This is a genomic window from Actinomycetospora atypica (assembly GCF_042653685.1).
GTDB classification, from domain to species: domain Bacteria; phylum Actinomycetota; class Actinomycetes; order Mycobacteriales; family Pseudonocardiaceae; genus Actinomycetospora; species Actinomycetospora atypica.
The window spans coordinates 69,114-91,994 of sequence record NZ_JBHSIV010000018.1 but is presented as its reverse complement, the minus strand read 5'-3'; the positions used below and the strand labels follow the sequence as shown (position 1 = coordinate 91,994).

21 protein-coding genes are annotated in these 22,881 nt (G+C 75.7%); 15 read left to right on the top strand and 6 right to left on the bottom strand.

The genetic code is table 11. The features are described from left to right. Positions 1-1,482 carry an NAD-dependent succinate-semialdehyde dehydrogenase gene (locus ACFPBZ_RS17340; protein ID WP_378037331.1) on the bottom strand — a complete coding sequence of 494 codons (1,482 nt, stop codon included), beginning with the start codon at positions 1,480-1,482 and terminating at the stop codon, positions 1-3. Between the two features lie 115 nt (positions 1,483-1,597). Here ACFPBZ_RS17340 and ACFPBZ_RS17335 point away from each other — a divergent pair, with 115 nt between their 5' ends. Continuing rightward, positions 1,598-3,106: an FAD-dependent oxidoreductase gene (locus tag ACFPBZ_RS17335; protein WP_378037330.1), complete on the top strand. Its 1,509-nt coding sequence runs from the start codon at positions 1,598-1,600 to the stop codon at positions 3,104-3,106. A gap of 54 nt (positions 3,107-3,160) precedes the next feature. Further along, positions 3,161-3,472, top strand: coding sequence for a hypothetical protein (locus tag ACFPBZ_RS17330; protein ID WP_378037329.1), 312 nt, complete (start codon positions 3,161-3,163; stop codon positions 3,470-3,472). Positions 3,473-3,483: 11 nt separating this feature from the next. Here ACFPBZ_RS17330 and ACFPBZ_RS17325 read toward each other — a convergent pair whose 3' ends face one another. Continuing rightward, positions 3,484-4,143 carry a TVP38/TMEM64 family protein gene (locus tag ACFPBZ_RS17325; protein ID WP_378037328.1) on the bottom strand — a complete coding sequence of 220 codons (660 nt, stop codon included), beginning with the start codon at positions 4,141-4,143 and terminating at the stop codon, positions 3,484-3,486. Positions 4,144-4,192: 49 nt separating this feature from the next. Next, on the bottom strand, positions 4,193-4,804 hold the full coding sequence (locus ACFPBZ_RS17320; protein WP_378037327.1) for a putative glycolipid-binding domain-containing protein: 612 nt from the start codon (positions 4,802-4,804) through the stop codon (positions 4,193-4,195). Positions 4,805-4,861: 57 nt separating this feature from the next. Between ACFPBZ_RS17320 and ACFPBZ_RS17315 the strand changes: the two genes are divergently transcribed. The 5 genes from ACFPBZ_RS17315 to ACFPBZ_RS17295 are packed head-to-tail and all read left to right on the top strand — an operon-like array spanning position 4,862 to position 10,019. Further along, a complete protein-coding gene (locus ACFPBZ_RS17315) occupies positions 4,862-6,001 on the top strand; it encodes a hypothetical protein (RefSeq protein WP_378037326.1) in 1,140 nt (379 codons plus the stop codon). Beyond that, on the top strand, positions 6,001-6,636 hold the full coding sequence (locus tag ACFPBZ_RS17310; protein ID WP_378037325.1) for a DUF4129 domain-containing protein: 636 nt from the start codon (positions 6,001-6,003) through the stop codon (positions 6,634-6,636). The genes ACFPBZ_RS17315 and ACFPBZ_RS17310 overlap by 1 nt, the downstream gene beginning before the upstream one ends. Next, positions 6,633-7,736, top strand: coding sequence for a DUF4350 domain-containing protein (locus ACFPBZ_RS17305; RefSeq protein WP_378037324.1), 1,104 nt, complete (start codon positions 6,633-6,635; stop codon positions 7,734-7,736). The genes ACFPBZ_RS17310 and ACFPBZ_RS17305 overlap by 4 nt, the downstream gene beginning before the upstream one ends. Further along, complete coding sequence (locus ACFPBZ_RS17300; RefSeq protein ID WP_378037323.1) at positions 7,733-8,719, top strand: AAA family ATPase; 987 nt, start codon at positions 7,733-7,735, stop codon at positions 8,717-8,719. Before ACFPBZ_RS17305 ends, ACFPBZ_RS17300 begins: the two co-directional genes overlap by 4 nt. 7 nt (positions 8,720-8,726) lie before the next feature. Continuing rightward, positions 8,727-10,019: a DUF58 domain-containing protein gene (locus ACFPBZ_RS17295; RefSeq protein WP_378037322.1), complete on the top strand. Its 1,293-nt coding sequence runs from the start codon at positions 8,727-8,729 to the stop codon at positions 10,017-10,019. A 543-nt stretch (positions 10,020-10,562) separates the two neighbouring features. On the opposite strand, the gene ACFPBZ_RS17290 is transcribed toward ACFPBZ_RS17295, so the two are convergent. After that, on the bottom strand, positions 10,563-11,534 hold the full coding sequence (locus ACFPBZ_RS17290; protein ID WP_378037321.1) for a stage II sporulation protein M: 972 nt from the start codon (positions 11,532-11,534) through the stop codon (positions 10,563-10,565). A gap of 35 nt (positions 11,535-11,569) precedes the next feature. Here ACFPBZ_RS17290 and ACFPBZ_RS17285 point away from each other — a divergent pair, with 35 nt between their 5' ends. Further along, on the top strand, positions 11,570-12,322 hold the full coding sequence (locus ACFPBZ_RS17285; protein ID WP_378037320.1) for an RDD family protein: 753 nt from the start codon (positions 11,570-11,572) through the stop codon (positions 12,320-12,322). Between the two features lie 4 nt (positions 12,323-12,326). Here the strand turns inward: ACFPBZ_RS17285 and ACFPBZ_RS17280 are convergent, their stop codons facing one another. Next, the gene (locus tag ACFPBZ_RS17280) at positions 12,327-14,540 is read right to left on the bottom strand and encodes a heavy metal translocating P-type ATPase (protein WP_378037319.1); all 2,214 of its coding nucleotides are present in this window, start codon (positions 14,538-14,540) and stop codon (positions 12,327-12,329) included. Positions 14,541-14,598: 58 nt separating this feature from the next. Between ACFPBZ_RS17280 and ACFPBZ_RS17275 the strand changes: the two genes are divergently transcribed. From ACFPBZ_RS17275 to ACFPBZ_RS17260, 4 genes are read left to right on the top strand one after another with little or no spacing between them, the layout of a single operon-like run. Further along, entirely contained in the window at positions 14,599-15,042 is a 444-nt protein-coding gene (locus tag ACFPBZ_RS17275; protein ID WP_378037318.1) for a hypothetical protein, read from the top strand. Continuing rightward, positions 15,039-16,889 carry a cytochrome c oxidase assembly protein gene (locus ACFPBZ_RS17270; RefSeq protein ID WP_378037317.1) on the top strand — a complete coding sequence of 617 codons (1,851 nt, stop codon included), beginning with the start codon at positions 15,039-15,041 and terminating at the stop codon, positions 16,887-16,889. The genes ACFPBZ_RS17275 and ACFPBZ_RS17270 overlap by 4 nt, the downstream gene beginning before the upstream one ends. A 48-nt stretch (positions 16,890-16,937) precedes the next feature. Next, the gene (locus tag ACFPBZ_RS17265) at positions 16,938-18,170 is read left to right on the top strand and encodes an MFS transporter (protein WP_378037316.1); all 1,233 of its coding nucleotides are present in this window, start codon (positions 16,938-16,940) and stop codon (positions 18,168-18,170) included. Between the two features lie 44 nt (positions 18,171-18,214). Further along, positions 18,215-19,138, top strand: coding sequence for a hypothetical protein (locus ACFPBZ_RS17260; protein ID WP_378037315.1), 924 nt, complete (start codon positions 18,215-18,217; stop codon positions 19,136-19,138). 4 nt (positions 19,139-19,142) lie between these two features. Here ACFPBZ_RS17260 and ilvA read toward each other — a convergent pair whose 3' ends face one another. Then, positions 19,143-20,411, bottom strand: coding sequence for a threonine ammonia-lyase IlvA (gene ilvA, locus ACFPBZ_RS17255; protein WP_378037314.1), 1,269 nt, complete (start codon positions 20,409-20,411; stop codon positions 19,143-19,145). A gap of 113 nt (positions 20,412-20,524) precedes the next feature. Between ilvA and ACFPBZ_RS17250 the strand changes: the two genes are divergently transcribed. From ACFPBZ_RS17250 to ACFPBZ_RS17240, 3 genes are all read left to right on the top strand, one after another. Next, entirely contained in the window at positions 20,525-20,923 is a 399-nt protein-coding gene (locus ACFPBZ_RS17250) for a DUF7715 family protein (RefSeq protein ID WP_378037313.1), read from the top strand. Positions 20,924-21,004: 81 nt separating this feature from the next. Then, the gene (locus tag ACFPBZ_RS17245; RefSeq protein WP_378037312.1) at positions 21,005-22,147 is read left to right on the top strand and encodes a sensor histidine kinase; all 1,143 of its coding nucleotides are present in this window, start codon (positions 21,005-21,007) and stop codon (positions 22,145-22,147) included. Next, on the top strand, positions 22,144-22,806 hold the full coding sequence (locus ACFPBZ_RS17240) for a response regulator (RefSeq protein WP_378037311.1): 663 nt from the start codon (positions 22,144-22,146) through the stop codon (positions 22,804-22,806). Before ACFPBZ_RS17245 ends, ACFPBZ_RS17240 begins: the two co-directional genes overlap by 4 nt. Positions 22,807-22,881 lie beyond the last annotated feature (75 nt).

Here is a 22,881-nt window from a genome sequence, read left to right as displayed (position 1 = left end):
CTAGACGTTCATGGCCACGTACTTGACCTCGAGGTACTCGTCGATGCCGACGTCGCCGCCCTCGCGGCCCAGACCCGACTGCTTCACCCCGCCGAACGGGGCGCCGGCGTTCGACACCATGCCCTGGTTGAGCCCGACCATGCCGGCCTCGAGCTTCTCCGAGAGCCGGATCGCCCGCTGCAGGTCGCGGGTGTAGAGGTAGCTGACCAGGCCGAACTCGGTGTCGTTGGCGGCGCGGATCGCCTCCTCGTCCTCGGTGAAGGTGAAGATCGGCGCCACCGGGCCGAAGATCTCCTCCTTGACCAGGCGGGCCGAGGTGGGGACGTCGGCGAGCACGGTGGGCGGGTAGAAGTAGCCGGCCCCCGACGGGATCTCGCCGCCGGTCCGGATCTTGGCGCCCTTCTGCACGGCGTCGTCGACGAGCTCGGCGACCTTGTCGCGCTGGTCGGCCTCCACCAGGGGGCCGACCTCGACGCCCTCGTCGACGCCGCGCCCGAGCGTCATCGAGCTCATCCGGTCGACGAGCTTCTCGGTGAACTCCTCGGCGACGTCGACGTGCACGTAGAAGCGGTTGGCCGCCGTGCAGGCCTCGCCGATGTTGCGCATCTTCGCGAGCATCGCCCCCTCGACCGCGGCGTCGACGTCGGCGTCGGCGCACACCACGAAGGGCGCGTTGCCGCCGAGCTCCATCGAGGTCTTGAGCACCTGCTGGGCGGACTGCTCGATCAGCTTCTGCCCGACCTCGGTCGACCCGGTGAACGAGAGCTTCCGGATGCGCCCGTCGGTGATCAGCGGGCCCATGACCTTGCCGGTCGACTTCGTGGTGACCACGTTGAGCACGCCCTCGGGCAGCCCGGCCTCGCCCAGGATGTCGGCCAGCTTGAGGATCGTCAGCGGGGTCAGCGACGCCGGCTTGATCACCATGGTGCAGCCGGCGGCGATGGCCGGGCCGATCTTGCGGGTGCCCATGGCCAGAGGGAAGTTCCACGGCGTGATGAGCAGGCACGGCCCGATGGGCTGGCGCATCACGAGCACCCGGCCCGATCCGGTGGCGTTGACCTTCCACTCGCCGGAGATCCGCACGGCCTCCTCGGAGAACCAGCGGAAGAACTCGGCGGCGTAGGTGATCTCGGCCTTCGACTCGGCGAGCGGCTTGCCCATCTCGAGGGTCATGAGCATGGCGATGTCGTCGGCCTGCTCGGTGATCATCTCGAAGGCGCGGCGCAGGATCTCGCCGCGTTCGCGGGGGGCGGTGGCCGCCCAGTCGGGCTGGGCCTTCGCCGCGGCGTCGAGGGCCGCCATGCCGTCGTCGGGGGAGGCGTCGGCGACCTCGCAGAGGATCTCGCCCGTCGACGGGTCCTCGACCTCGAAGGTCTTCCCGTCGAACGCGTCCCGCGCCCGGCCGCCGATCAGCAGCTTCTTCGGGACCTCGGCGATGACCCGTCGTTCGCGGTCGGCCGTGGCTCGAGCATCGGTGCTCATTCGGGGGCTCCTCGGACGTGGGATGCAGGCTGGGCGGCTAGATGCCCCGAGGGCTTGAGCACTACTCACGTGTGCGGCACGGCGCGATGTGCACGCCCTGCCTAGGCTCGGACGCGTGTTCGCTCCCCGTACCGCCGTCGCGTCCCGGTCCGACCTCCCGAGGCAGGTTCCCGACGAGGCCGCGGCGTCGGTCGTCGTCGTCGGCGGCGGGGTCGCCGGGGTTACCGCGGCCCTCGTGCTCGCCGAGCGGGGCGCGAAGGTCGAGCTGCTCGAGGCGGCGGACGCCCTCGGCGGGCGGCTCGGGACCTGGCCGCGCACGCTGCCCGACGGCACCCGCGTGACCGTCGAGCACGGCTACCACGGCTTCTTCCGGCAGTACTACACGCTGCGCGACGTCCTGCGCCGCATCGACCCCGACCTGTCGTTCCTGCGCGACGTCGGCGGCTACCCGGTCGAGAGCCGCGAGTGGGAGTCCGAGGACTTCAGCGACCTGCCGACCACCCCGCTGGCCAACCTCGCGGCCCTCGTCTGGAAGTCCCCGAGCTTCCGGCTGCGCGACCTGCGCAAGGTCGACGGCCGCGAGGCCCTCGCGATGCTGCGCTACGACCCGGTGCGCACCTTCGCCGAGCACGATCACCGCACCACCGCCGAGCTGCTCGACGCCTTCGGGTTCTCCGAGCGCGGCCGGGCGATGCTCTTCGAGGTGTTCGCGCACTCGTTCTTCAACACCGAGCAGCGCTACTCCGCCGCCGAGTTCCTGGCGATGTGCCACTTCTACTTCACCGGCAACCCCGAGGGCCTCGGGATGGACGTGCCGATCGACCAGTACGCGGCGACGATCTGGGAGCCCTTCACGCGGCTGCTGGAGAAGCACGGCGCCACCGTCACCACCGGCGCGAGAGCGAACGTGGTGGTCAGCGGGCAGGGCGGCTGGGCGGTGGGCGTCGAGGGCGGCCCCACCCGCACCGCCCGCCACCTCGTCGTCGCGACCGACGTCCCCGCGACGCGCGCGCTCTTCGCCCGCTCGCCCGGCTTCCCGACGATCGCCCCGCGGCTCGCCTCCGCGGTGGCGGACATGCCCGGCGGCGAGCCGTACGTGGTCGCGCGCCTGTGGTGCCGCGGCGACGTCGACCCGGCCCACGCGCCGTTCACCGGCGTCACCCGCGAGCGCATCCTCGACTCGGTCACCCTCTTCCACCGCATCGAGGCGGAGTCGGCGGCCTGGGCCCGGTCCGCCGGCGGCTCCGTGATCGAGCTGCACTCCTATGCCTGCCCGCACGACGCCTCGCGCGACGAGCTGGTGGCCGAGATGCGCCGCGAGCTCGAGGGCCTCTGGCCGGAGTTCGCCGACCTCGAGGTGCTCGACGTCGACGCCCACCTCTACGACAACGCGCCCGGCTTCGACCCGGGCAGCCACGCCCGGCGCCCCGGCGTGGTCACCGACGCCCGCGGGCTGCGCCTGGCGGGGGACTGGGTGGCCAGCGACATCCCCTCGGCGCTGATGGAGCGGGCCGCCGTGACCGGCGTGCTCGCCGCCAACGACGTCCTGCGCGAGGTGGGCGCCGCCCCCGAGCCGATCCGGTCGATCGCGCCGCGCGGCATCCTGGCCCGGTCGACGCGATGATCTTCGCGTAGTCTGCGCGCCGAGAAGTCCGAGCTCGCAGAGGAGAGGTACAGCGTGCGCCGACCGGTGACGTCCCTGCTGGTCCTGACGGCGGCCGCGGCCGTCCTGTCGGGCTGCGTCTACTCCTCCGAGCCCGCCCCCGGGTCGCCGACCGACCCGAACGTCTACACCACCGAGGGCTTCCCGCCGCCCGGGCCCGCGCCCGTGCCCGGGCAGATCACGCCCGGCCCGGTCGCGCCCCCGGCCCCGCCGGACGAGCCCCGCCCGGTCACCGGCCCGGAGGGCAACCGGCCCACGCCGTCGCCCGAGACCTCGGAGCCCGAGCCCCGCCCGACGGGCGCGCCGGCGCCCCCGCCCGGGTCCTAGGCCGGACCCTCTCAGGCCGCCGCGGCCTCGTCGTCGGGACCGTTCCGACGACGACGGCCGCGGGACGAGACCAGGATCCCGATCAGGCCGAGGGTGCCCGAGAGGGCGAACATCAGCAGCATCGACGTCGACGACCCGCCGGTGACCACGTCGCCGAGGAACACCACGGCCGCCGTCCCGGGCACGAGCCCGATGAGCGTGCCCACCAGGTAGGCCGGCCAGCGGACGCTGGTCACGCCGAGGGTGTAGTTGAGCGGCGCGAACGGGATCCCGACGAGCCGCGACGACGTCACCGTGAGCAGCTCGCGTTCACAGAGCCGTTCCTCGAGGGCCCGCACGCGCGCAGGGCCGAGCCGGGCGATCGCCCGGCCCCCGAGCCGGCGCGCGATGTAGAAGCCGAGCAGCGCCGACACCATCGAGGCCCCGACCGCGAGCGCGATACCCCACGCCGGGCCGAACATCAGCCCCGCGGCGAGCGTGAACGCGGTGCGGGGGATCGGCGTCGTCGTGACGATTGCGTGGGCGAGGAAGAAGACGAGCGGGGCGGTGGGGCCGACGGCGAGGGCCCACTCCCGCAGTTCGAGCGGCGTCGGGAGCGGGACGGCGATCGTGACGACCACCGCTGCGACGAGGACCAGCGCTACCAGCAGGCCCCGTGTCCGGTTGCGCACGCGCAGTGGACTCCTCGCACTCGAGAACTCTCGGCCCGCCCCAGCGTACTCAGCCCACGCGGGCGAACAGCCCCTGGTATTCGCGGACGACGCCGAGTGGATCGACGGTGAACGCGAAGGATCCGTAGGTCGGGTCCTCGTAGACCCACCGGTCCTCCGCCTCCCGGCGGTAGGTCTGGGCCACCCGGCGCACCGCGAGCGAGGGCACGTCGACCCAGGCGACGTCGAGGGTCCTCGCCTCGCCGACCGCCAGGCCGAGGCGCCGCACGACGAGCGTGTTCGTCAGCGGCGAGGCCGAGATGTCGACGTCGTGGCAGCCGGTGAGCTCGGGCCAGTCGCGGCCGTCGAGGGTCCAGTGGCCGAGCGCGTCGGCGTGCAGGGTGACCCGGTCGAGGCCGTCGCCGCCCAGCGCCTCGAGGAAGCACGAGCGCGTCTGCCACCGCGCGTCGACGACCACCGAGAACCGCGCCGACCACGGCCGCGGCGCCTTCTGGTCGCCGATCGGGCCCGTGTCGTCGGGGGAGTCCGCCCCGATGGCCGCGCCGTCGAGCAGGAACGCGCCGTCGGGGTGGTCGGGGTCGGGCTCGAGCTCCGAGATCGCGCCGTGGACCAGTCCGTGGGGCTCGTCGAGGCGGCGCCAGAGCGCGGAGGTCAGGACCACGGCGTCATCGTGGCACGATCGGAGGAGGACCAAGACGATCAGGTGGGGGAGGACAGGGTGGCCGAGCCGCACGACCGGAGGCCCGACGCGGACCCGGTGCTGCCCTGGGAGCCGGGCGGTCCCGACGACGGCCGCGCCCCGGCCCCGTCGTCGGGTGGGTGGCAGGCCCCGTCGTCGCCGTCCTCGTCCGGACCCTCGCAGGGGCCGGCGCCGACCCCGCCCCCGCACGACCCCTGGGGCTTCGGCGGGCGGCTCGCCGTGCCGCGGCCCGGTGTCGTGCCGCTGCGCCCGCTCGGGCTCGGGGAGCTCCTCGACGGGGCCTTCCAGTACATCCGGGCGCACCCGCGGGTGGTCCTCGGGGTGTCGGCGGTCGTCGCCGTGGTCAGCGTGCTGCTGCAGGCCCCGTTCCAGGCGTCGTTCGGGGCGTCGCTGCAGGCCTTCGTCGGCCCCACCGGAGCACCGCCCGACCTGGCGGCCCTCGGCGCCTTCGTCGGGGGAGCGGCCGGGCTGCTCGGGGTCGGCCTCGTGGTCGGGCTGCTCGCGAACACCGTGCTGACCGGGCTGCTCGTCGTGGTCCTGTCCCGGTCCGTGCTCGGCGCCCCCGTCGACGCCCGCGAGTGCTGGAACGCCGCCCGCCCCCGCCTGCCCGGGCTGCTCGGCGTCGTCGTGCTGGTCACCCTCGCCTCGATCGCCGCCTACGCCGTCTTCCTGCTGCCGGGCGCCCTGATCTACCTCGCGGGCGGCGGGACGGAGGCCGCGATCGGGGTCGGCGCACTCGGCTCGATCGTCGGCGCCGTCGCCGCCCTCGCCGTCTGGGTCCTGCTCGCCCTCGCCGCGCCCGCCTACGTGCTCGAGGGCATCGGGGTCGGCACCGCCCTGGGCCGGTCCCGGCGCCTCGTCACCGGGCGCTTCTGGCCGGTGCTCGGGATCCTCCTGCTCACCACGATCGTCGCCGGCATCGTCGCCGGGCTGATCGGGGTGCCGTTCAGCCTCGTCGCGACGGCCGTCGCGTCCGGGACCGGCGACCCGCTGAACGTGTACTCGCCGCTGCCGCTGCTGATCACCTCGATCGGGACGGTCCTCGCCACCACCCTCACCGCGCCCTTCCAGGCCGGGGTGACCGGGCTGCTCTACATCGACCAGCGGATGCGCCGCGAGGGCTTCGACATCGAGCTCCAGCGGGCCGCGCGGGGCTGATGCAGACCCCGCCCCCGCCGCCGGTCACCCCGCGACCGTTCCTCCCCACCGCCGACCAGGCGCGCGAGCTCGCCGCCCGCGAGCTCGCGAAGGCCGCCTACCGCGACCGGGAGCCCGGAGTGCTCGCGCAGGTCGGGCAGTGGCTGCTCGACCGGCTCGACGACCTCATCGCCCTCCTCACCGCGAACCGCGCCGGTGGGGCGGGCGGGGTGCTGGTGCTGCTGGCGCTCGTCGTGGTCGCGGTCGTCGTGGTGCGGTGGCGCCTGGGCCGGACCGCCCGCTCGGCCCGGATCGCGTCCGCCTCCCTCGACGACGCCGGGCTCACCGCCGCCGACCACCGCCGACGCGCCGACGGGCACGCCGACGCCGGCCGGTACGACGAGGCCGTGCGCGAGTGGATGCGCGCGCTCGTCCGGGGCCTCGAGGAGCGCGACCTGCTCGCCGCGCGGCCCGGGCGCACCGCGGGGGAGGTGGCCCGCGAGACCGCCGCCGCCCTGCCCGGGGCCGCCGACGCCGTGGCGGAGGCGGCCCGCCGCTTCGACGAGACGGTGTACGGCGGGCGCGAGGCCGACGCGGGGACCGTCGCCCGGATGCGCACCGCCGACGAGGCCGTGCGGGCGGTGCCGGTCGCGTGAGCACCGTCGTGGGTCCTTCCTGGAGCCGGCGTGTCCGGCGGGCCCGGGGCCCGCTGGTGATCGCGGGGCTCCTCCTCCTCGCCGCGGTCGTCCTGACGGTGCTCGGGGCCCGCGCCGACGCGGGGCTGCTGCAGCCCGACGCCCCCGACCCCCAGGGCAGCGGCGCCCTCGTCGCGGTGCTGCGCGAGCAGGGCGTGCGGGTCGACGTGGTCACCCGGCCCGAGGACGTGCTGGCCGCCGGGCGCGACACGACCGTGCTCGTCGCGTTCCCCGCCCGGCTCGGGACGGCCGGGCGGATCGCCGTGGCGCACGCCGGGTCCGACGTCGTGCTCGTCGCCCCCGACGGCCCGACCCTCGAGGGACTCGTCCCCGGCGTCCGGGCCACCGAGGCGCCGCCCGACCTGCTCACCACCGGCGTCGTCCCGGGGCCCGGGTGCGCGCTGCCGGCCGCGCTCGCCGCCGGCCCGGTCGACCTCGACGGCACGGTCTACGAGGTCACCCCGCCCGCGCTCGGCTGCTACGGGACGCCCGCGCCGCTCGCGGTGTCGGGGCGCACCGTCGTCGTCGGCGACCCCGGCCCGTTCACCAACGCCGCCCTCGACCGCGGCGGCAACGCGGCCCTGAGCATGGGTCTGCTCGGCGCCCACCCGCGGGTGCTCTGGTACCTCCCGGCCCCGTCGGCCGACGGCGAGGAGTCCGTGGCCGACCTCGTCCCGCCGGGCTGGCGGTGGGGCACGGTGCAGCTGCTCGTCGCGGGCCTGCTGGTGGTGCTGTGGCGGGGCCGCCGCCTCGGCGCCCCGGTCGCCGAGCGGCTGCCGGTGCGGGTGCCCGCCGCCGAGACCACCCGGGGGCGCGCGGCGCTCTACCGGCGCCTCGGGGCCCGGGGCCGCGCCGCCGAGGTGCTGCGCGCCGATGCCCGGCGCCGGCTCGCGGCCCGGCTCGGCGTGGCCGTCGACGAGACCGTCCTGACGACGGCCGTGGCCCGCGCGAGCTCGCGCGCCGACGCGGCGGATCTCCTCTACGGTCCCGACCCGACCGACGACGCGTCGCTGGTCGCGCTGGCCCGCGACCTGGACGACCTCACGACAGGAGTCCTGTGACCCCCGACCCTGGGACCCCCGCCCCCGGGACCCCCGACGAGGCCCGCGAGGCCCTGACCGCGCTGCGGGGCGAGGTGGCGAAGGCGGTCGTCGGGCACGACGTCGCCGTGACCGGCCTCGTCATCGCCCTGCTCACCCGCCGTCACGTGCTGCTCGAGGGCGTGCCGGGCGTGGCGAAGACCCTGCTCGTCCGCGCCGTGGCCGCCGCCTGCTCGCTGGAGAACCGGCGGGTGCAGTTCACGCCCGACCTCATGCCCGGCGACGTGACCGGCTCGCTCGTCTACGACGCCCGCTCGTCGGCCTTCGACTTCCGCGCCGGGCCGGTGTTCACCAACCTGCTGCTCGCCGACGAGATCAACCGGACGCCGCCCAAGACCCAGGCGTCGCTGCTCGAGGCGATGGAGGAGTTCCAGGTCACCGTCGACGGGCTGCCCCGCCCGCTGCCCGACCCGTTCGTCGTCGCCGCCACCCAGAACCCCGTCGAGTACGAGGGCACCTACCCGCTGCCCGAGGCCCAGCTCGACCGGTTCCTGTTCAAGCTCGTCCTGCCGCTGCCCGAGCGCGACGACGAGATCGCGGTCATCACCCGGCACGCGTCCGGCTTCGACCCGCGCGACCTCGGCGCGGCCGGGGTCAGCGCGGTGGCAGGCGCCGAGCACCTCGCCGCCGGGCGCGCGGCCGTCGCCCGGGTGGCGGCCCGCCCCGAGGTGATCGCCTACGTCGTCGACGTCTGCCGCGCGACGCGGACCTCCCCGTCGGTCGCCCTCGGCGCCTCGCCCCGCGGCGCGACCGCCCTGCTCCTCGCGGCCCGGGCCTGGGCGTGGCTCGCCGGGCGCGACTACGTGACCCCCGACGACGTCAAGGCCTGGGCCCTCCCCGTCCTGCGCCACCGGCTGGCCCTGCGCCCCGAGGCCGAGCTGGAGGGCGTGACCGCCGACGGCGTCGTCACGGGGGTCCTGGACTCGGTGCCGGTGCCCCGGTGAGGTCCTGATGGCCGTGTCGGGCCGGCTCGCGGCGGCCGCCGCCGTCGGGGCCCTGCTGGTCGGGCTGCTCGTCCCGTCGGTGGCCGGGGTGGTGGGGATCGTGGCCGCGCTCGCGGTGGCGGTGGTGCTCGACCTCGTCCGGGCCGGCTCGCCACGCGGCCTGCGCCTCGAGCGGGCCGACGAGCTGGTGTCGGTCCGGCGGGGGGAGTCGGTCCCGACGAGCGTCGTGGCGACCAACCCCTCGCGGCGTCGCGTGGCCGGGGTGGTGCGGGACGCGTGGCCGCCGTCGTGCCACGCGGCGCCGGCCTCGCAGTCGGTCGACGTCCCGCCCGGGGAGCGCCGACGGGTCACCACCACGCTGACGCCGGACCGGCGCGGCGAGCACGCGGCGGCCCGGCTGACGGTGCGCTCGTGGGGGCCGCTGGGCCTCGCCGCGCGACAGGCCTCCCACGCCGTCGGCGGGCGGGTGCGGGTGCTGCCGGAGTTCGCGTCGCGGCGCCACCTGCCCTCGCGGCTCGCCCGGCTGCGGGAGCTCGACGGTCGCCGCGCCATCCAGGTGCGCGGCGCCGGTACCGAGTTCGACTCGTTGCGCGAGTACGTCGGCGGCGACGACGTCCGCTCGATCGACTGGCGGGCCTCCGCGCGGTCCAGCGAGACGATGGTGCGGACCTGGCGGCCCGAACGCGACCGGCACGTCCTCGTCGTGCTCGACACCGGCCGGACGGCGGCGGCGCTGGTCGGTACCGCGCCCCGGCTCGACGCCGCCCTCGACGCGGCCCTGCTGCTCGCCGCCCTCGCGGGCCGCGGCGGCGACCGGGTCGACCTGCTGGCGGTCGACCGCACCGTGCGGGCCTCCGTGATCGGGGCCCGCGACCCGCTGCCCGCCATGACGACCGCGCTCTCCGGCGTCGAGCCCGCCCTGGTGGAGACCGACATGCGGCTGCTCGCGGCCACGGTGCTGCGCCGGGCATCGCGGCGGTCGCTGGTGGTGCTGTTCACCGGGCTCGACGACGCCGCGCTCGCCGAGGGGCTCGAGCCCGTCCTCGGCCCGCTGCTGCACCGGCACACGCTGCTGGTGGCGGGGGTGTCCGACCCCGACGTCACCGCCATGGCCGCCGCGCGTGGCGACGCGGAGGCCGTGTACGGGGCCGCGGCAGCGTCGGTGGCGCTGGCGGAGCGGCGGGACGTCGCGGCGAGGCTCACCCGTCGCGGGGTCGAGGTGGTCGACGCGGGCCCCGACGAGCTCGCCCCCGCCGTCGCCGACCGCTACCTGGCGCTCAAGGCCCGCGGGCGCCTCTGAGCCCTTCCCGCTCCCGGGTCAGCAATGGCACGGTGCTGATATTTGACGTGCGGACGGCGCCACTCGCGCATCGGTCCCACCTCGGTCGGCGCAGTACCTGCATTGCGGCTCGCACACAGCCGGGCCGGCTCGGTCGCCGGACGATCGGCGTTGCGTCCCGCACATGGGGCCGACCGACCATGACCACGACTTGGTGAGCGACACGCGCAAGATCTGATGCGACACGCTCACCAAGACGTGATCATGGTCGAGTGCGCGCCCCCGGCCCGACCGTTGTGGGCCCGCACCTCGATTCGCGGCCGTCCCGAGGGCCGTTGACCGTGTGCGTCCCGCTACGTCCGCGCGGACCTGCTCGACCACGGCCGACCGTGTGCGTCCCGCAACGTCCGCATCGACCTGCCCGACCACGGCCGACCGTGTGCGTCCCGCAACGTCCGCATCGGCCTGCTCGACCACGGCCGACCGTGTGCATCCCGCAACGTCTACACAGACCTGCCCGACCTCGACCGGCCGTGTGCGTCCCGCAACGTCCGCCACGAGAGGTCAGGAGCCGAGGGCATCGTCGGGAACACCGCCGCGGGCCCGGAGAACACGCGCCCCGCGCCACACGTAGGCGAGGAACGCGAGCTCGGCGAGGACGCCGATGCCGATGCGGGCCCAGGTGGGGAGGCCCGAGGGGGTCACGAACGCCTCGATCAGCCCCGAGACGAACAGGACCCCGACGAGCCCGAGGGCGATGCCCACCGTGATCCGGCCCTGCCGGGCCAGCGACCGGGTGCGGGTCTCGGCGCCGGGGTCGATCCACGACCAGCCCAGCTTCATCCCGGCGCCCGCCGCGACGAACACCGCGGTGAGTTCGAGGAGGCCGTGCGGGGTGATGAGGCCGAGGAAGAGGTCGAGCCGGCCGTTCGCGGCGAGGATGCCGCCGGAGATCCCGACGTTGACGACGTTCTGGAACAGGACCCAGAGCACGGGCACGATCGCGACCCCGGTGATCAGGCACGTCGCCGCGACCAGGGCGTTGTTCGTCCAGACCCGGGCCGCGAAGGAGGCCGCCGGGTTCGACGAGTAGTAGGACGCGAACTCCTCCTCGACGAGCCGGCGGGTCTCCTCGGGGGAGGCGACCGCGGCAGCGACGTCGGGGTTCGTCGCGACCCAGGAGCCGACGACGACCATGACGACCAGCGAGACGAGGGCGGTCGTCACCCACCAGCGCGCGGAGGCGGCGAGGGCGGCCGGGAACTCGTCGGTGACGAAGCGCAGGGCAGGTCGCCAGCTCAGCGGGGTGGTCCCGAGCACGGCGGCGCGGGCCCGGCCGACGAGGGAGGAGAGGCGGGAGACCAGGGCGGGGTCGGGCGAGGAGGACCGGACGACCGAGAGGTGCGTGGTGGTGCGGCGGTACAGCTCGAGCGCCTCGTCGGCCTGGTCGGCGTCCCAGCGGCGGCGGGTGCGCAGGAGGGCCTCGAGGCGGTCCCAGTCGGCGCGGTGGGCGTCGGTGTAGGCGTCGACGTCCATGCTCGGCGGTCCACCTCCTGGCAGCATGTCGTGGTGTGGAGCCACACCGCGGGACCGACTCCGTCGTCGTCACCGGTGAGGCCGTCGAGCTCGACCTCGTCCCCGCCAAGCTACCGACCCGGGCGCTCGCCCTCGCGCTCGATCTGGCGATCGTCGGGGCGCTGCTGGTCGCCGCGCTGATCGGGGTGGTGGTGGCCGGGGTGGAGGTCGACGACGCCCTGGCGATCACGATCGGGGTGTCGCTGTCGGTCCTCGCGTTCGTCGTGTGGCCGACGGCGTGGGAGACGCTCACCCGCGGGCGCTCGCCGGGCAAGGTCGCGTTCGGCCTGCGGGTGGTCTCCGACGACGGCGGGCCGATCCGCTTCCGCCAGGCGCTCGTCCGGGCCCTCGCCGGGCTGTTCCTCGACTTCGGGCTGGTCAGCGGCGTCGTCGCGATCGTCGTGTCGGCCTGCTCGCGCCGCGCGCAGCGGGTGGGGGACCTGCTGGCCGGGACGATCGTGCTGCGCGAGCGGGTGCCGCGGTCGACCCGCCACCCGGTGCTGCCGACGCCCGACCCCGCGCTCGCCGGCTGGGCCTCGACCCTGCAGCTCTCGGGCCTTCCCGACGACCTCGCGCTCGCGGCCCGGCAGTTCCTCGCGCGGGCACCCCAGCTCGAGCCGGGGGTGCGTCGGACGCTGGGGGAGCAGCTGGCCACCGACGTCGCGGCCCGGGTGGCGCCCGCCCCGCCGTCGGGGACCGGCGCGGAGCCCTACCTCACCGCGGTGCTGGCGGAGCGCCGGTCGCGCTGACCCGTCAGTTCCGCAGACGGACGCTCGACGACACGACCAGCACGCTCGAGAGCGCCATCGCGAGGCCGGCGATCAGGGGGCTGAGCAGCCCGAACGCGGCCAGGGGGATCGCGGCGACGTTGTAGCCGAAGGCCCAGACGAGGTTGCGGCGGATCGTCGTGGCGGTGCGCCGCGCCAGCTCGAGGGCGTCGGGGACGACGTTGAGGTCCTCGCGCACGAGGATCACGTCGGCCGCCTCGAGGGCGACGTCGGTGCCGGCGCCGACGGCGAGCCCGAGGTCGGCGGCCGCGAGGGCCGGGCCGTCGTTGACCCCGTCGCCGACCATCGCGACCCGGGCCCCGTCGCGCTGCAGCATCGCGAGGGCCTCGACCTTCTGGGCGGGCAGCACGTCGGCGATGACGTCGTCGACGCCCACCGCGGCGCCGACGGCCTGCGCGGCGCCCTCGCGGTCGCCGGAGAGCAGCACGGTGCGCAGCCCGGCGGACCGGAGCCGGGCGATCGCGGGGGCGGCGGAGGGCTTGATCTCGTCGGCCAGCTCCAGCACCGCGACCGGCTCGCCGGGGGAGCCGAGGGTCACGAGGACGAGGGTCGAGTCGGGTTCGGGGGCGGGCGCCCAGGTGGGGAGCGCCTTGGTCGGCTTGCCCAGCCGCACCTCGAGCCCGTGCACGACCCCGCGCGCCCCGAGCCCCGGCAGCGCCTCGAAGTCGGTGACGGGCGGCAGCTCGTCGACCTCGAGCCGGGCGCAGGCGACGACCGCGCGCGCCACGGCGTGCTCGGAGGCGTCCTCGACCGCGCCGGCCACCGCCAGCACGTCCCGCCGGGAGCGCGTGCCGTCGAGGTGGACCGCGCGCACCGACATGGCCCCGGTGGTGACGGTGCCGGTCTTGTCGAACACGACGGTGTCGACGACCCGGCTCGTCTCGAGGGCCTGGTGGCTCTTGAGGAAGATGCCCTCGCGGGCCCCGCGGCCCGACGCGACGAGCATCGCGGTGGGGGTCGCGAGCCCGAGGGCGCAGGGGCAGGCGATGACGAGCACGGCGAGCGCCGCCGCGAAGATCTGGCCCGCGGTACCACCGACGGCCCACCAGCCGAGGCCGGTGAGGACCGACAGCGCGATGACGATCGGGACGAACACCGACGAGATGCGGTCGACGAGCCGCTGCACCGACGCCTTCGACGCCTGCGCCGACTCGACGAGGCGGATCATCCCGGCCAGCTGGGTCGCCGACCCGACCGCGTTCGCGGTCACCACGAGCCGACCCGAGGTGGCGACGGTCCCGCCGGTCACGGGGTCGCCGGCGGTGACCTCGACCGGGACGGTCTCGCCGGTCAGCATCGAGCGGTCGACCGCGGACGCACCCTCGGTGACGACGCCGTCGGTCGCGACCTTCTCGCCGGGCCGCACGACGAAGCGGGTGCCGACGGCGAGCGACGAGGCCGGGATCCGGGTCTCGGTGCCGTCGGGCAGCAGGACCGACACGTCGCGGGCCGCCAGGGACGCGAGGGCGGCGAGCGCGTCGCCCGCGCTGCGCTTGGCCCGGGCCTCCACGTAGCGCCCGGCGAGCACGAAGGTCGTCACCGCGGCGGCGACCTCGAGGTAGAGCGGGCCCACCGGGTCGAGGAAGACGCTCAGCGCGCCGGAGCCGGGTGCGGGGAGGTTGCCGGTGAGGATCGAGCCGAGCGACCACACCGTCGCCGCGACGATGCCCAGCGAGATCAGGGTGTCCATCGACGAGGCGCCGTGGCGGGCGTTGACGAAGGCCGCCCGGTGCAGCGGCCACGCCGACCACAGGACCACCGGCGCGGCGAGCGCGGCGACGACCCACTCCCACCCGGGGAACCGGGCCTCGGGCAGCACCGCGAGGACGAGCGGGAGGTCGACCATCGGGACGAAGAGCACGGCCGCGACGACGAGGCGGCGCCAGAGGTCGGCCACGCGGTCGTCGCGCACGGCCTCGACCGCACCCCGCTCCTCGTCGGGGTCGACGGAGAGCGGCGTGGCGCCGTAGCCGAGCTTCGCGACGACCGCCACGACGTCGGAGCGGTCGACCTCGGGGGCGAGGGTGACGGTGGCGCGCTCGGTGGCGTAGTTGACCGAGGCGGTCACGCCCTCGACCTTGTTCAGCCGGCGCTCGATGCGCGAGGCGCACGCCGCGCAGGTCATCCCGGTGAGCAGGAAGTCCTGCGGGAGGTCCTCCCGCGTCTCGACGAGCGTCATGCTCCGATGGTGCGCCCCGCGCGCGGGTGCGTGCTCATCGGGTGTCACCATCGGGCGCGTGACCAGCACCGGCGAGACCTCCACCGAGGCCCCCGACGGCGACACCCACGACGACGGGTCCGGTGCCACCGGGGCGGCGACCTTCGCCCTCGTGGTCGCGGCGATGGCGCTGGTCAGCGCCTGGACCGGGTGGGGCGGGATGGCCCTCGGGCTCGTCGCGCTGGTGGCCGCGGTGGTGGCCCTGATGCGGGTCCGCGCGGGCCGGGCCGTCGGGCGGGCGAAGCCGCTGGCGGCACTGGGTGTGGCGATGATCGCGCTGGTCGTCGGCACGGCGATCGAGTGGCCGACCATCGAGAGCGCCGTGACCTACCTGCACGCCTCGCAGGCCCGCACCCTCGACGAGTGCATGCGCCAGGCGATCAACGAGAAGGAACAGCACGTCTGCAAGTCCCAGCACCTCGACGAGTACCGGGCCCGCTACCCCGATCGTCTGGACCCGTGACCCGCCGTCTGGCCCCCGCGGCCGCCGCGGGCCTCGTGACGGTGCTCCTCGCCGCGCTGCTGCTCGGCCGCTCCGCCTACCCCGTCCTGGGGCTCGCCGACCCCGGCGAGGTCGTCCAGCTCGGCCTGCCGCTGCTGCGGGTGCTCGCCGCCGGCGCGGCCGCGGTGACGCTCGGGGCCCTCGTGCACGGCCTGCTCCTCACCCCGGGCGCCGCCGGTCCGACGACGACGGTGCGGGCGGTGGCCTCGACGGCCGCCTGGACGTGGGCGGCGCTGTCCGTCGGCACCGCGCTCGTCACGGTCGCCGACGTCTCCGGCGGGTTCGTCGCACCGGGACCCGACCTCGTCGTCGGGATGGTGGTGCGGGCGGCGCCCGTCGGCTGGCTGGCCTGCGCGGTCGGCGCCGCGGTGGTGGCGGTGTGGGTGCGCGAGGCCCGGACGTGGTCCTCGGCCCTCGGCGCGGCCGTGCTCGCCGGGGTGGCGCTCCTGGGACCGGTGGTCACCGGGCACGCGATCGACGGGGTCGGCAAGGACGTCGGCACCCCGTCGGTGGCCCTGCACGTCATCGCGTCGACGGTGTGGCTCGGGACGCTCGGGGCGGTGCTCGTCCGGCCCGACGGCCGGTCCCGCGCGGGGGGCGTGCTGACGGCCTGCGCGGTGGTGACCGTCGTCAGCGGGGTGCTGGCCGCGGCGGTGCTGGTGCCGTCGGTGGCCGAGCTCGCGACCTCCTACGGGGTGCTCGTCCTCGTGGCGGCGGCGCTCACCGTGGTCGCTCTCGGGGTGCTGGTGCGGCGCCGGACCGCCGACGCCGGGCGCTGGACGCTCGCGGCGACCGAGCTGGTGCTGCTCGCCGTGGTCACCGGGCTCTCGGTGGCCATGACCCGCGCGGTACCGCCGGTGCAGGCGCCGTTCCACACCACGCCGACCCAGGCGGTGCTCGGGTTCGGCATCCCCGACCCGCCCTCGGTCGGCCTGCTGGTCGGGGCCTGGCGGCTCGACGTCACGTTCGCGGCGCTCGTGGTGGTCCTGGTGCTCGGCTATGCGCGGGGGCTCCGTCGCGTGCCCGGGTGGCCGGTCGGGCGCTCGGTGTCGTGGTTCGCCGGGTGCGCCGTGCTGCTGGTGGCGACGAACTCCGGGGTCGGGCGGTACGCGGACGCCCTGTTCAGCGTGCACGTCGCCGAGCACATGCTGATGAGCATCGTCGTGCCGGTGCTGCTCGTGCTCGGTGGCCCGGTGACGTTGGCCCGGCGGGCCCTGCCGGAGGACGGCGATGCGCGCGACCGGCTCGAGGCGGTGCTCGAGGCGCCCACGCTGCGCTTCCTGACCCACCCGGCCGTGGCCGCCGTCGTGCTGATCGGCTCGCCGTTCGCGTTCTACCTGACGCCGTTGTTCTCGCTGCTCCAGCCGCTGGGCTGGCTGATGCCGGCGATCTCGCTGTGGTTCCTCGTGGTCGGCTACCTGTTCTTCTGGGTGATCGTGGGGGTCGACCCGGCCCCCGGCCAGCGGCTGCCGCACGTCGCCCGGCTCGCCGTGCTGATCGCCTCGATGCCGTTCCACGCACTGTTCGGCGTGATCCTGCTGGCCGCCGACACCCCGGTGGCCCAGACACCGTCGACGCTGGCGGCCGACGGCGGTGGCGGGCAGGTGTTCGTCACCGACTTCTACTCGCGGCTGCGCCTGCCCTGGGCGCCCGACCTGCTCGCCGACCAGCACGTCGCCGCCCTGCTCTCGTGGGGGATGGGCGACCTGCCGCTGGTGGGCGTGCTCGTGGTCCTGCTCGTGCAGTGGAACCGGGCGGGCGCCGCCGAGGACCGGGCGGCGCGGGAGTTGCTGACCTCACGTCGCTGACGTCCCAATATGTGGGACACCGTCTCGTCAGGTGAACGGTCGTGAGGCATGCTGACGACCGTGACGACATCTGCCGAGGCGAGGCCGCGCCGACGTTGGGCGATCCTCGTCGTCGGGGTGGTGGCCCAGACCGCGGCGTCGTCGTTCGTCTACGGGGTCCCGTTCCTCGTCCCGGCGCTGCGCGACGAGCGGGGCCTCTCGCTCGCCGCGGTCGGCGTCCTGGTCGCCGCCCCGACGACCGGTCTGCTGCTCGCCCTGGTGGCGTGGGGCGTCGTCGTGGACCGGGTGGGGGAGCGGATCCCGATGGCGACGGGGCTCGGCGTCGCCGGGCTCGTCGTGGGCGGGATCGCGCTCGACCCGCCGTCCTCCCTGGTGACGACCGCGCTGCTGCTCGGCGTCGGCGGGCTCGGGGCGGCGTCGGTGAACGCCGCGAGCGGCCGGCTGATCATGGGGTGGTTCGCGGTCGACGAGCGCGGCATCGCCATGGGCATCCGCCAGACCGCCCAGCCCCTGGGCGTCGCGGCCGCCGCGCTCGTCCTGCCGGTGCTCGCCACCACCCAGGGGCCGTTCGTCGCCCTGGGCTGGACCGGCCTCGCGTGCCTCGTCGCCGCCGTCCTCGTCGTGGCGGTGGCCCAGGACGCCCCGCGGCGCGCCCCCGCACCGCACGAGCCTACCGGCAACCCCTACCGGGTCCCGACCCTCTACCGCCTGCACGCCGCCTCGGCCCTGCTCGTGCTGCCGCAGTTCGCGGTCTCGGCGTTCTCGCTCGAGTACCTCGTGCGCGAGCAGGGCTGGTCCCCGGGCGTGGCCGGGGTGTTCGTCGCGGTCGCGCAGATCCTCGGTGCCGCGGGCCGCATCGCCACCGGCTGGTGGTCCGACCGCGTGGGCTCGCGGCTGCGCCCGATGCGCCAGCTGGCCGTGGGGTCGGCCCTGGTGATGCTCGGGTTCGCCGCCGGGTCGGTGTGGGTCCCGGTGATCGCGGTCGCCGCCATCGCGGTCGGGGCGATCGTCACCGTCGCCGACAACGGCCTCGCGTTCGTCTCGACCGCGGAGATGGCGGGCCAGGCGTGGTCGGGACGAGCCCTGGGCGTGCAGAACACGACCCAGAACATCGTCGCCTCCGTGGCGCCCCCGGTGCTCGGGGCGCTGATCGGCGCGACGAGCTACGGGGTCGGGTTCGCCGCGGCCGCCCTCGCCCCGCTGGCCGCGATCGCGGTGACCCCGGTGGCCGCGGAGCGCGCCGCCGTCGAGGAGACGCCGGCCCGGTCGCCCGGAGGCTGAGCTGGGTGCGACCGCAGCACCCCGCCCGCCCGGAGGACCGACTCGTGGCCCTGCTCGACCGCACGTCCGAAGTCCGGAGGACCCCGTCCCGACCCCGGCGGCTGGTCCTCGTCAGCGCGCTGGTCGGCCTGCTGATCGCCGTGTCGTGGTCGGCGGAGCTCGTCGACAGCGTGATCGGCGACGCCATCGCCGTCCCGCTGCTCGGCGGCGACCCCGCGACCGTCCCCGTGACCGGCTCCACCGCCGCAGTCCTGCTCGCCTTCGTCACCGGGCTCGCCGGCACCTTCACCGCGTGCAACGTCGCGGTGGTGAGCGCCCTGGTGCCCACGGCCGGCTCGAGCGGCGGGGTCCGCGCCCTCCTGCGGCCGCTCGGCATCCTCGTCGGCTGCGCGGTCGCGGTGTCCGCCGTCTACGGCGCCGTCGTCGTCCTCACCGGCGACTTGTCCTTGCAGGTCACGAACAGCCGCGTGGGCGAGCTCCCCGGGCGGCTCGTGCAGGCGGGCGTCGTGTTCACCGTCATCGGCGCGATCCTCGTCTGGCGGGGCCTCGCCGCCGTCGGGATCGCCCGCGACCGGGTGTCCGAGCTGCTCGCGCGCCGCCCCGACCTCGACATCGCCCTGCTCGGGGTCCTGGTCGGCGCGTTCGTGATCGGGCGCCCGTTCCCGCCGTTCCGGCACATGCTCACCTGGGCGGTGGAGAACGGCGACCCGCTGCTCGGCGCCGGACTGCTCGCGCTCCAGACCCTGGGCAACCTGGCGCTGCTCGTCCTGGTGGTCGTCCTGGTCGCCGCCCTGACCCGTGGGCGCGCACTGCGGTGGCTCACCGCGTCCCCGCAGCGCGCGGCCCGCATCTCAGCGGCGGTCCTGGTCGCGGCCGGGACGTTCTTCCTCGTCTACTGGGGCGTCGCGACCTTCGCCCGCGCCGGGGTCATCTGGTGGCCGTACATGCCCTGGACCTGGCGGGGATGACCGCTCACACGAGGAAACGGAACGCGGGGGACCCCGGCTCGAGCGCCTCGATCTGCAGCGGCGACCGGGCCATCCGCTCCAGCAACGGCTCGTAGTCGGCGCGCCGCCCGATCTCGATCCCGACGAGGGCCGGGCCCGACTCCCGGTTGTCGCGCTTGACGTACTCGAAGCGGGCGACGTCGTCGTCGGGACCGAGGACCTCGTCCAGGAACCGGCGCAGGGCCCCGGGCTCCTGCGGGAACTCGACGAGGAAGTAGTGCTTGAGGCCCTGGAAGCGCAGCGAGCGCTCGATGACCTCGGCGTAGCGCGAGACGTCGTTGTTGCCGCCGGAGAGGATCACGACGACCGTCTCGCCGGCCACGAGGTCGAGCTCGGGGCCGTCGGAGCGCACCGCGGCGCCGGCGAGCGCGCCCGCGGGCTCGGCGATGATCCCCTCGGTCTGGTAGAGCGCGAGCATCTCGGTGCAGACGAGGCCCTCGTCGACGGCGAGGAGCTGGGCGCCCGAGCGGCGGATCAGCGGGAACGTCACCGCGCCCGCCTTGCGCACCGCGGCCCCGTCGACGAAGCGGTCGAAGCCGTCCTCGTCGAGCACCACCGGGGTGCCCGCATGCAGCGCTGCGGCGACGTTGCGCGCCCCGGCCGGCTCGACGCCGATCACGCGGGTGCGCGGGTAGGTCGCGGCGAGCCAGGTGGCGGTGCCGGCGAGCAGACCGCCGCCGCCGACCGGCACCACGACGACGTCCGGGGCGTACCCGAGCTGCTCGACCACCTCGGCGATGACCGTCGCCTGGCCCGCCACCGTGCGGGAGTCGTCGAAGGCCGGGACCAGCGTCGCGCCGGTCTCGGCGGCGAAGGCCGTGGCGGCGGCGGAGGCCTCGTCGTAGGAGTCGCCCTGGACGACGAGCTCGACCATGTCCCCGCCGAGGGCGGCGATCCGCTCGCGCTTCTGCCGCGGCGTGGTCGACGGGATGACGACCCGGCCCCGCACGCGGTGGGTCTGGCAGGCGAACGCGAAGCCCTGCGCGTGGTTGCCGGCGGAGGCGCAGACCACGCCGGCCGCGCGGGCCTCGTCGTCGAGCTGGGAGATGAGGTTGTAGGCGCCGCGGAGCTTGTACGAGCGCCCGACCTGCAGGTCCTCGCGCTTGAACCAGACACTGGTCCCGGAGTCGGCCGAGAGGCGCGGGTTGTACTGCAGCGGGGTGCGCTCGGCAATGCCGATCAGACGCTCCGCGGCCTCGAGTACCTGCTTCTCGAACGCGGTCCCGCCCGTCATCGCCCTGCTCCCTGCCGTCGTTGATCCGAACGGCTCATGGTAGGGCGCCGGCGGGGCGAGGCTGTCGGTGGGTCCTGCTATTCCTCGATCATCAGTTCGAACGAGGAGGGGCCATGAAGGTACTGGTCGCCACGGCGCGGAGCCAGGGCACACGCGGCAACGACTACCACCACGCCGTCGAGGGCGAGCTCGTGCGGGTCGATCCGCCGTGCCGGAAGGACCGCGACGATCCCGACGGGCGGTGCGGGTGCGGGCGCGGGTTCGCCGGGATGAACTCGCAGCGCGCGACGACGACGGCGCGGGTCGCCGAGGTGCCGCTGACGAGGGCGGAGTACGCGGAGGCGCTGCGCTCGTCGCTGGAGCAGGCGGGGTACGACTCGTGCCCGTGCCGGTCGGGCGACGAGGCCGACGCGCTGGCCGGGCTCGCGGCGGGCTGGCCGGTCGGCGCGGTGGTGGAGCGCCGCCTCGACCGGTTCGCCCGCCGGTCCTCCTCCGACGAGGTGCCGGCGTGAGGGGTCACCCCGAGGAAGTAGGGGGTCACGTACGCCCTGGGGCGGACGACGCGGGCCCGTCGGCCCCCTAGCGTCTCCGGGGTGACCCCGCCCCCCGACCCGCCGCGCGGCGGAGCCGGGCCGTCGGCGCGGTACTCGCCCCACCCGGCCGACGCGGCCCTGGCCGCGGTCGTCGGCGTGACGTGCCTCGTGGGCGCCGCGCTGGTCGCCACCCCCGACGACGCCCCGCTGTGGCCGGGCGGCGCCGCCCTCGTCGTCGCCGGCGCGACGGCGCTCGCGTGGCGTCGGCGCGCCCCCGTCACGGTGCTCGCCCTGACCCTCGCCGCGGTGGCGCCCTACTACTGGAACGGCTACCCCGACGGACCGACGTCGCTGATGGTCGCGGTCGGCATGTACACGGTCGCCAGCCGCCTGAGCTGGCCGCGCTCGGTGGGGGTCGGCCTCGTCCTCTTCGGCGCGTGGGTCGGCCTGGAGCGGATCGCCGCCGCCCGCGCGGGCGAGCTCCCGCCCGGGGACCGGGACCGGCTGCTGTGGATCGTCGTCACGGTCGCCGTCGGCGTGGCCGTGGGCGGGCTGCGGCGCGCGCAGACCGAGGCCGCCGAGCGGGCCGAGGAGCAGGCGCACCTCCGCGTCGAGCAGGAGCGGCTGCGGCTCGCCCGCGAGGTCCACGACGTCGTCTCGCACAGCCTGGCGATGATCGCGGTCCGGGCCGGGGTGGGCGTGCACGTCGCCGACCGCCGTCCCGACGAGGCCGTCGCCGCCCTGGTCGAGATCAAGGAGGCCAGCCGGGCCGCGCTGGCCGAGCTGCGCACGACGCTCGCGGTGCTGCGCGAGTCGGAGTCGCCCGACGTCCCGGGGCTGCACCGGCTCGACGAGGTCGCCCGGGTCGCGGGGCTCGCGGGCGTCGGCGTCGAGGTGCGGGGGAGCGCGGGCGAGCTGGCGCCCCCGGTCGACGGCGCCGCCTTCCGCATCGTCCGCGAGGCCGTGACCAACACCGTCCGCCACGCCCGCAGCGCCCGGCGGGTCGTCGTCGACCTCGAGCGCGGCGCCCGTGAGCTGCGCCTACGGGTCGTCGACGACGGCGGGCCGACCGACCCGGTGCCCCCGGGCCACGGCCTGCGCGGCCTCGCCGAGCACGCCGCGACCCTCGGCGGCCGGTCGTCGGCCGCGCCCGGGCCCGACGGCTTCGTCGTGGAGGCGGTCCTGCCGCTGGCGGCGGGATGATCCGCGTCGCCCTGGCCGACGACCAGCAGCTCATCCGCGCCGGGCTGCGGGTGCTGCTCGAGACCGAGGGCGGGTTCGCCGTGGTCGGGGAGGCCGCGGACGGCGCCCAGGCGGTGGAGCTGGTCCGCGCGACGCACCCGGACGTCGTCGTCATGGACGTGCGCATGCCCGGGGTCGACGGGCTGGCCGCGCTGGAGACGATCGTCGCGGACCCGGGGCTGGCCGGGACCGCCGTGCTGGTGCTCACCACCTTCGACCTCGACGAGTACGTCTACCGCGCCCTGCGCGGGGGAGCGGCCGGGTTCGTCCTCAAGGACGCCGAGCCCGCCGACCTCGTCCGCGCCGTCACGCTGGTCGCGCACGGGGAGGCCCTGCTCGCGCCGGCCGTGACGCGGCGCCTGATCGCCGAGTTCGCGGGCCGCCCGGAGCCGCGGGTGCCGACGGCGCGCCTCGACGTGCTCACCCCGCGCGAGCGGGAGGTCCTCGCGCTGGTCGGCGGGGGCCTCGCGAACGACGAGATCGCCACCCGCCTCGTGATCAGCCCCGCCACGGCCCGGACGCACGTGGGCCGCCTGCTGACCAAGCTCGACGCCCGGGACCGGGCGCAGCTCGTGGTCATCGCCTACGAGACCGGGTTGATCACCCCGCGGGTCCGGTGAGTCCCGGGGTCGCTACGCCCCCCGACGTACGCCGCGGACACGCTCCGGCGCCGACGACCGCGACCCCGTCCCGCG

Bases quoted from the DNA above. Each gene is read 5' to 3' on its own strand.
- ACFPBZ_RS17280 (WP_378037319.1), bottom strand. From the start codon at position 14,540: ATGACGCTCGTCGAGACGCGGGAGGACCTCCCGCAGGACTTCCTGCTC.
- ACFPBZ_RS17340 (WP_378037331.1), bottom strand. From the start codon at position 1,482: ATGAGCACCGATGCTCGAGCCACGGCCGACCGCGAACGACGGGTCATC.
- ilvA (WP_378037314.1), bottom strand. From the start codon at position 20,411: ATGACGGGCGGGACCGCGTTCGAGAAGCAGGTACTCGAGGCCGCGGAG.
- ACFPBZ_RS17290 (WP_378037321.1), bottom strand. From the start codon at position 11,534: ATGGACGTCGACGCCTACACCGACGCCCACCGCGCCGACTGGGACCGC.
- ACFPBZ_RS17240 (WP_378037311.1), top strand. From the start codon at position 22,144: ATGATCCGCGTCGCCCTGGCCGACGACCAGCAGCTCATCCGCGCCGGG.
- ACFPBZ_RS17250 (WP_378037313.1), top strand. From the start codon at position 20,525: ATGAAGGTACTGGTCGCCACGGCGCGGAGCCAGGGCACACGCGGCAAC.
- ACFPBZ_RS17310 (WP_378037325.1), top strand. From the start codon at position 6,001: ATGCAGACCCCGCCCCCGCCGCCGGTCACCCCGCGACCGTTCCTCCCC.
- ACFPBZ_RS17295 (WP_378037322.1), top strand. From the start codon at position 8,727: ATGGCCGTGTCGGGCCGGCTCGCGGCGGCCGCCGCCGTCGGGGCCCTG.
- ACFPBZ_RS17265 (WP_378037316.1), top strand. From the start codon at position 16,938: ATGCTGACGACCGTGACGACATCTGCCGAGGCGAGGCCGCGCCGACGT.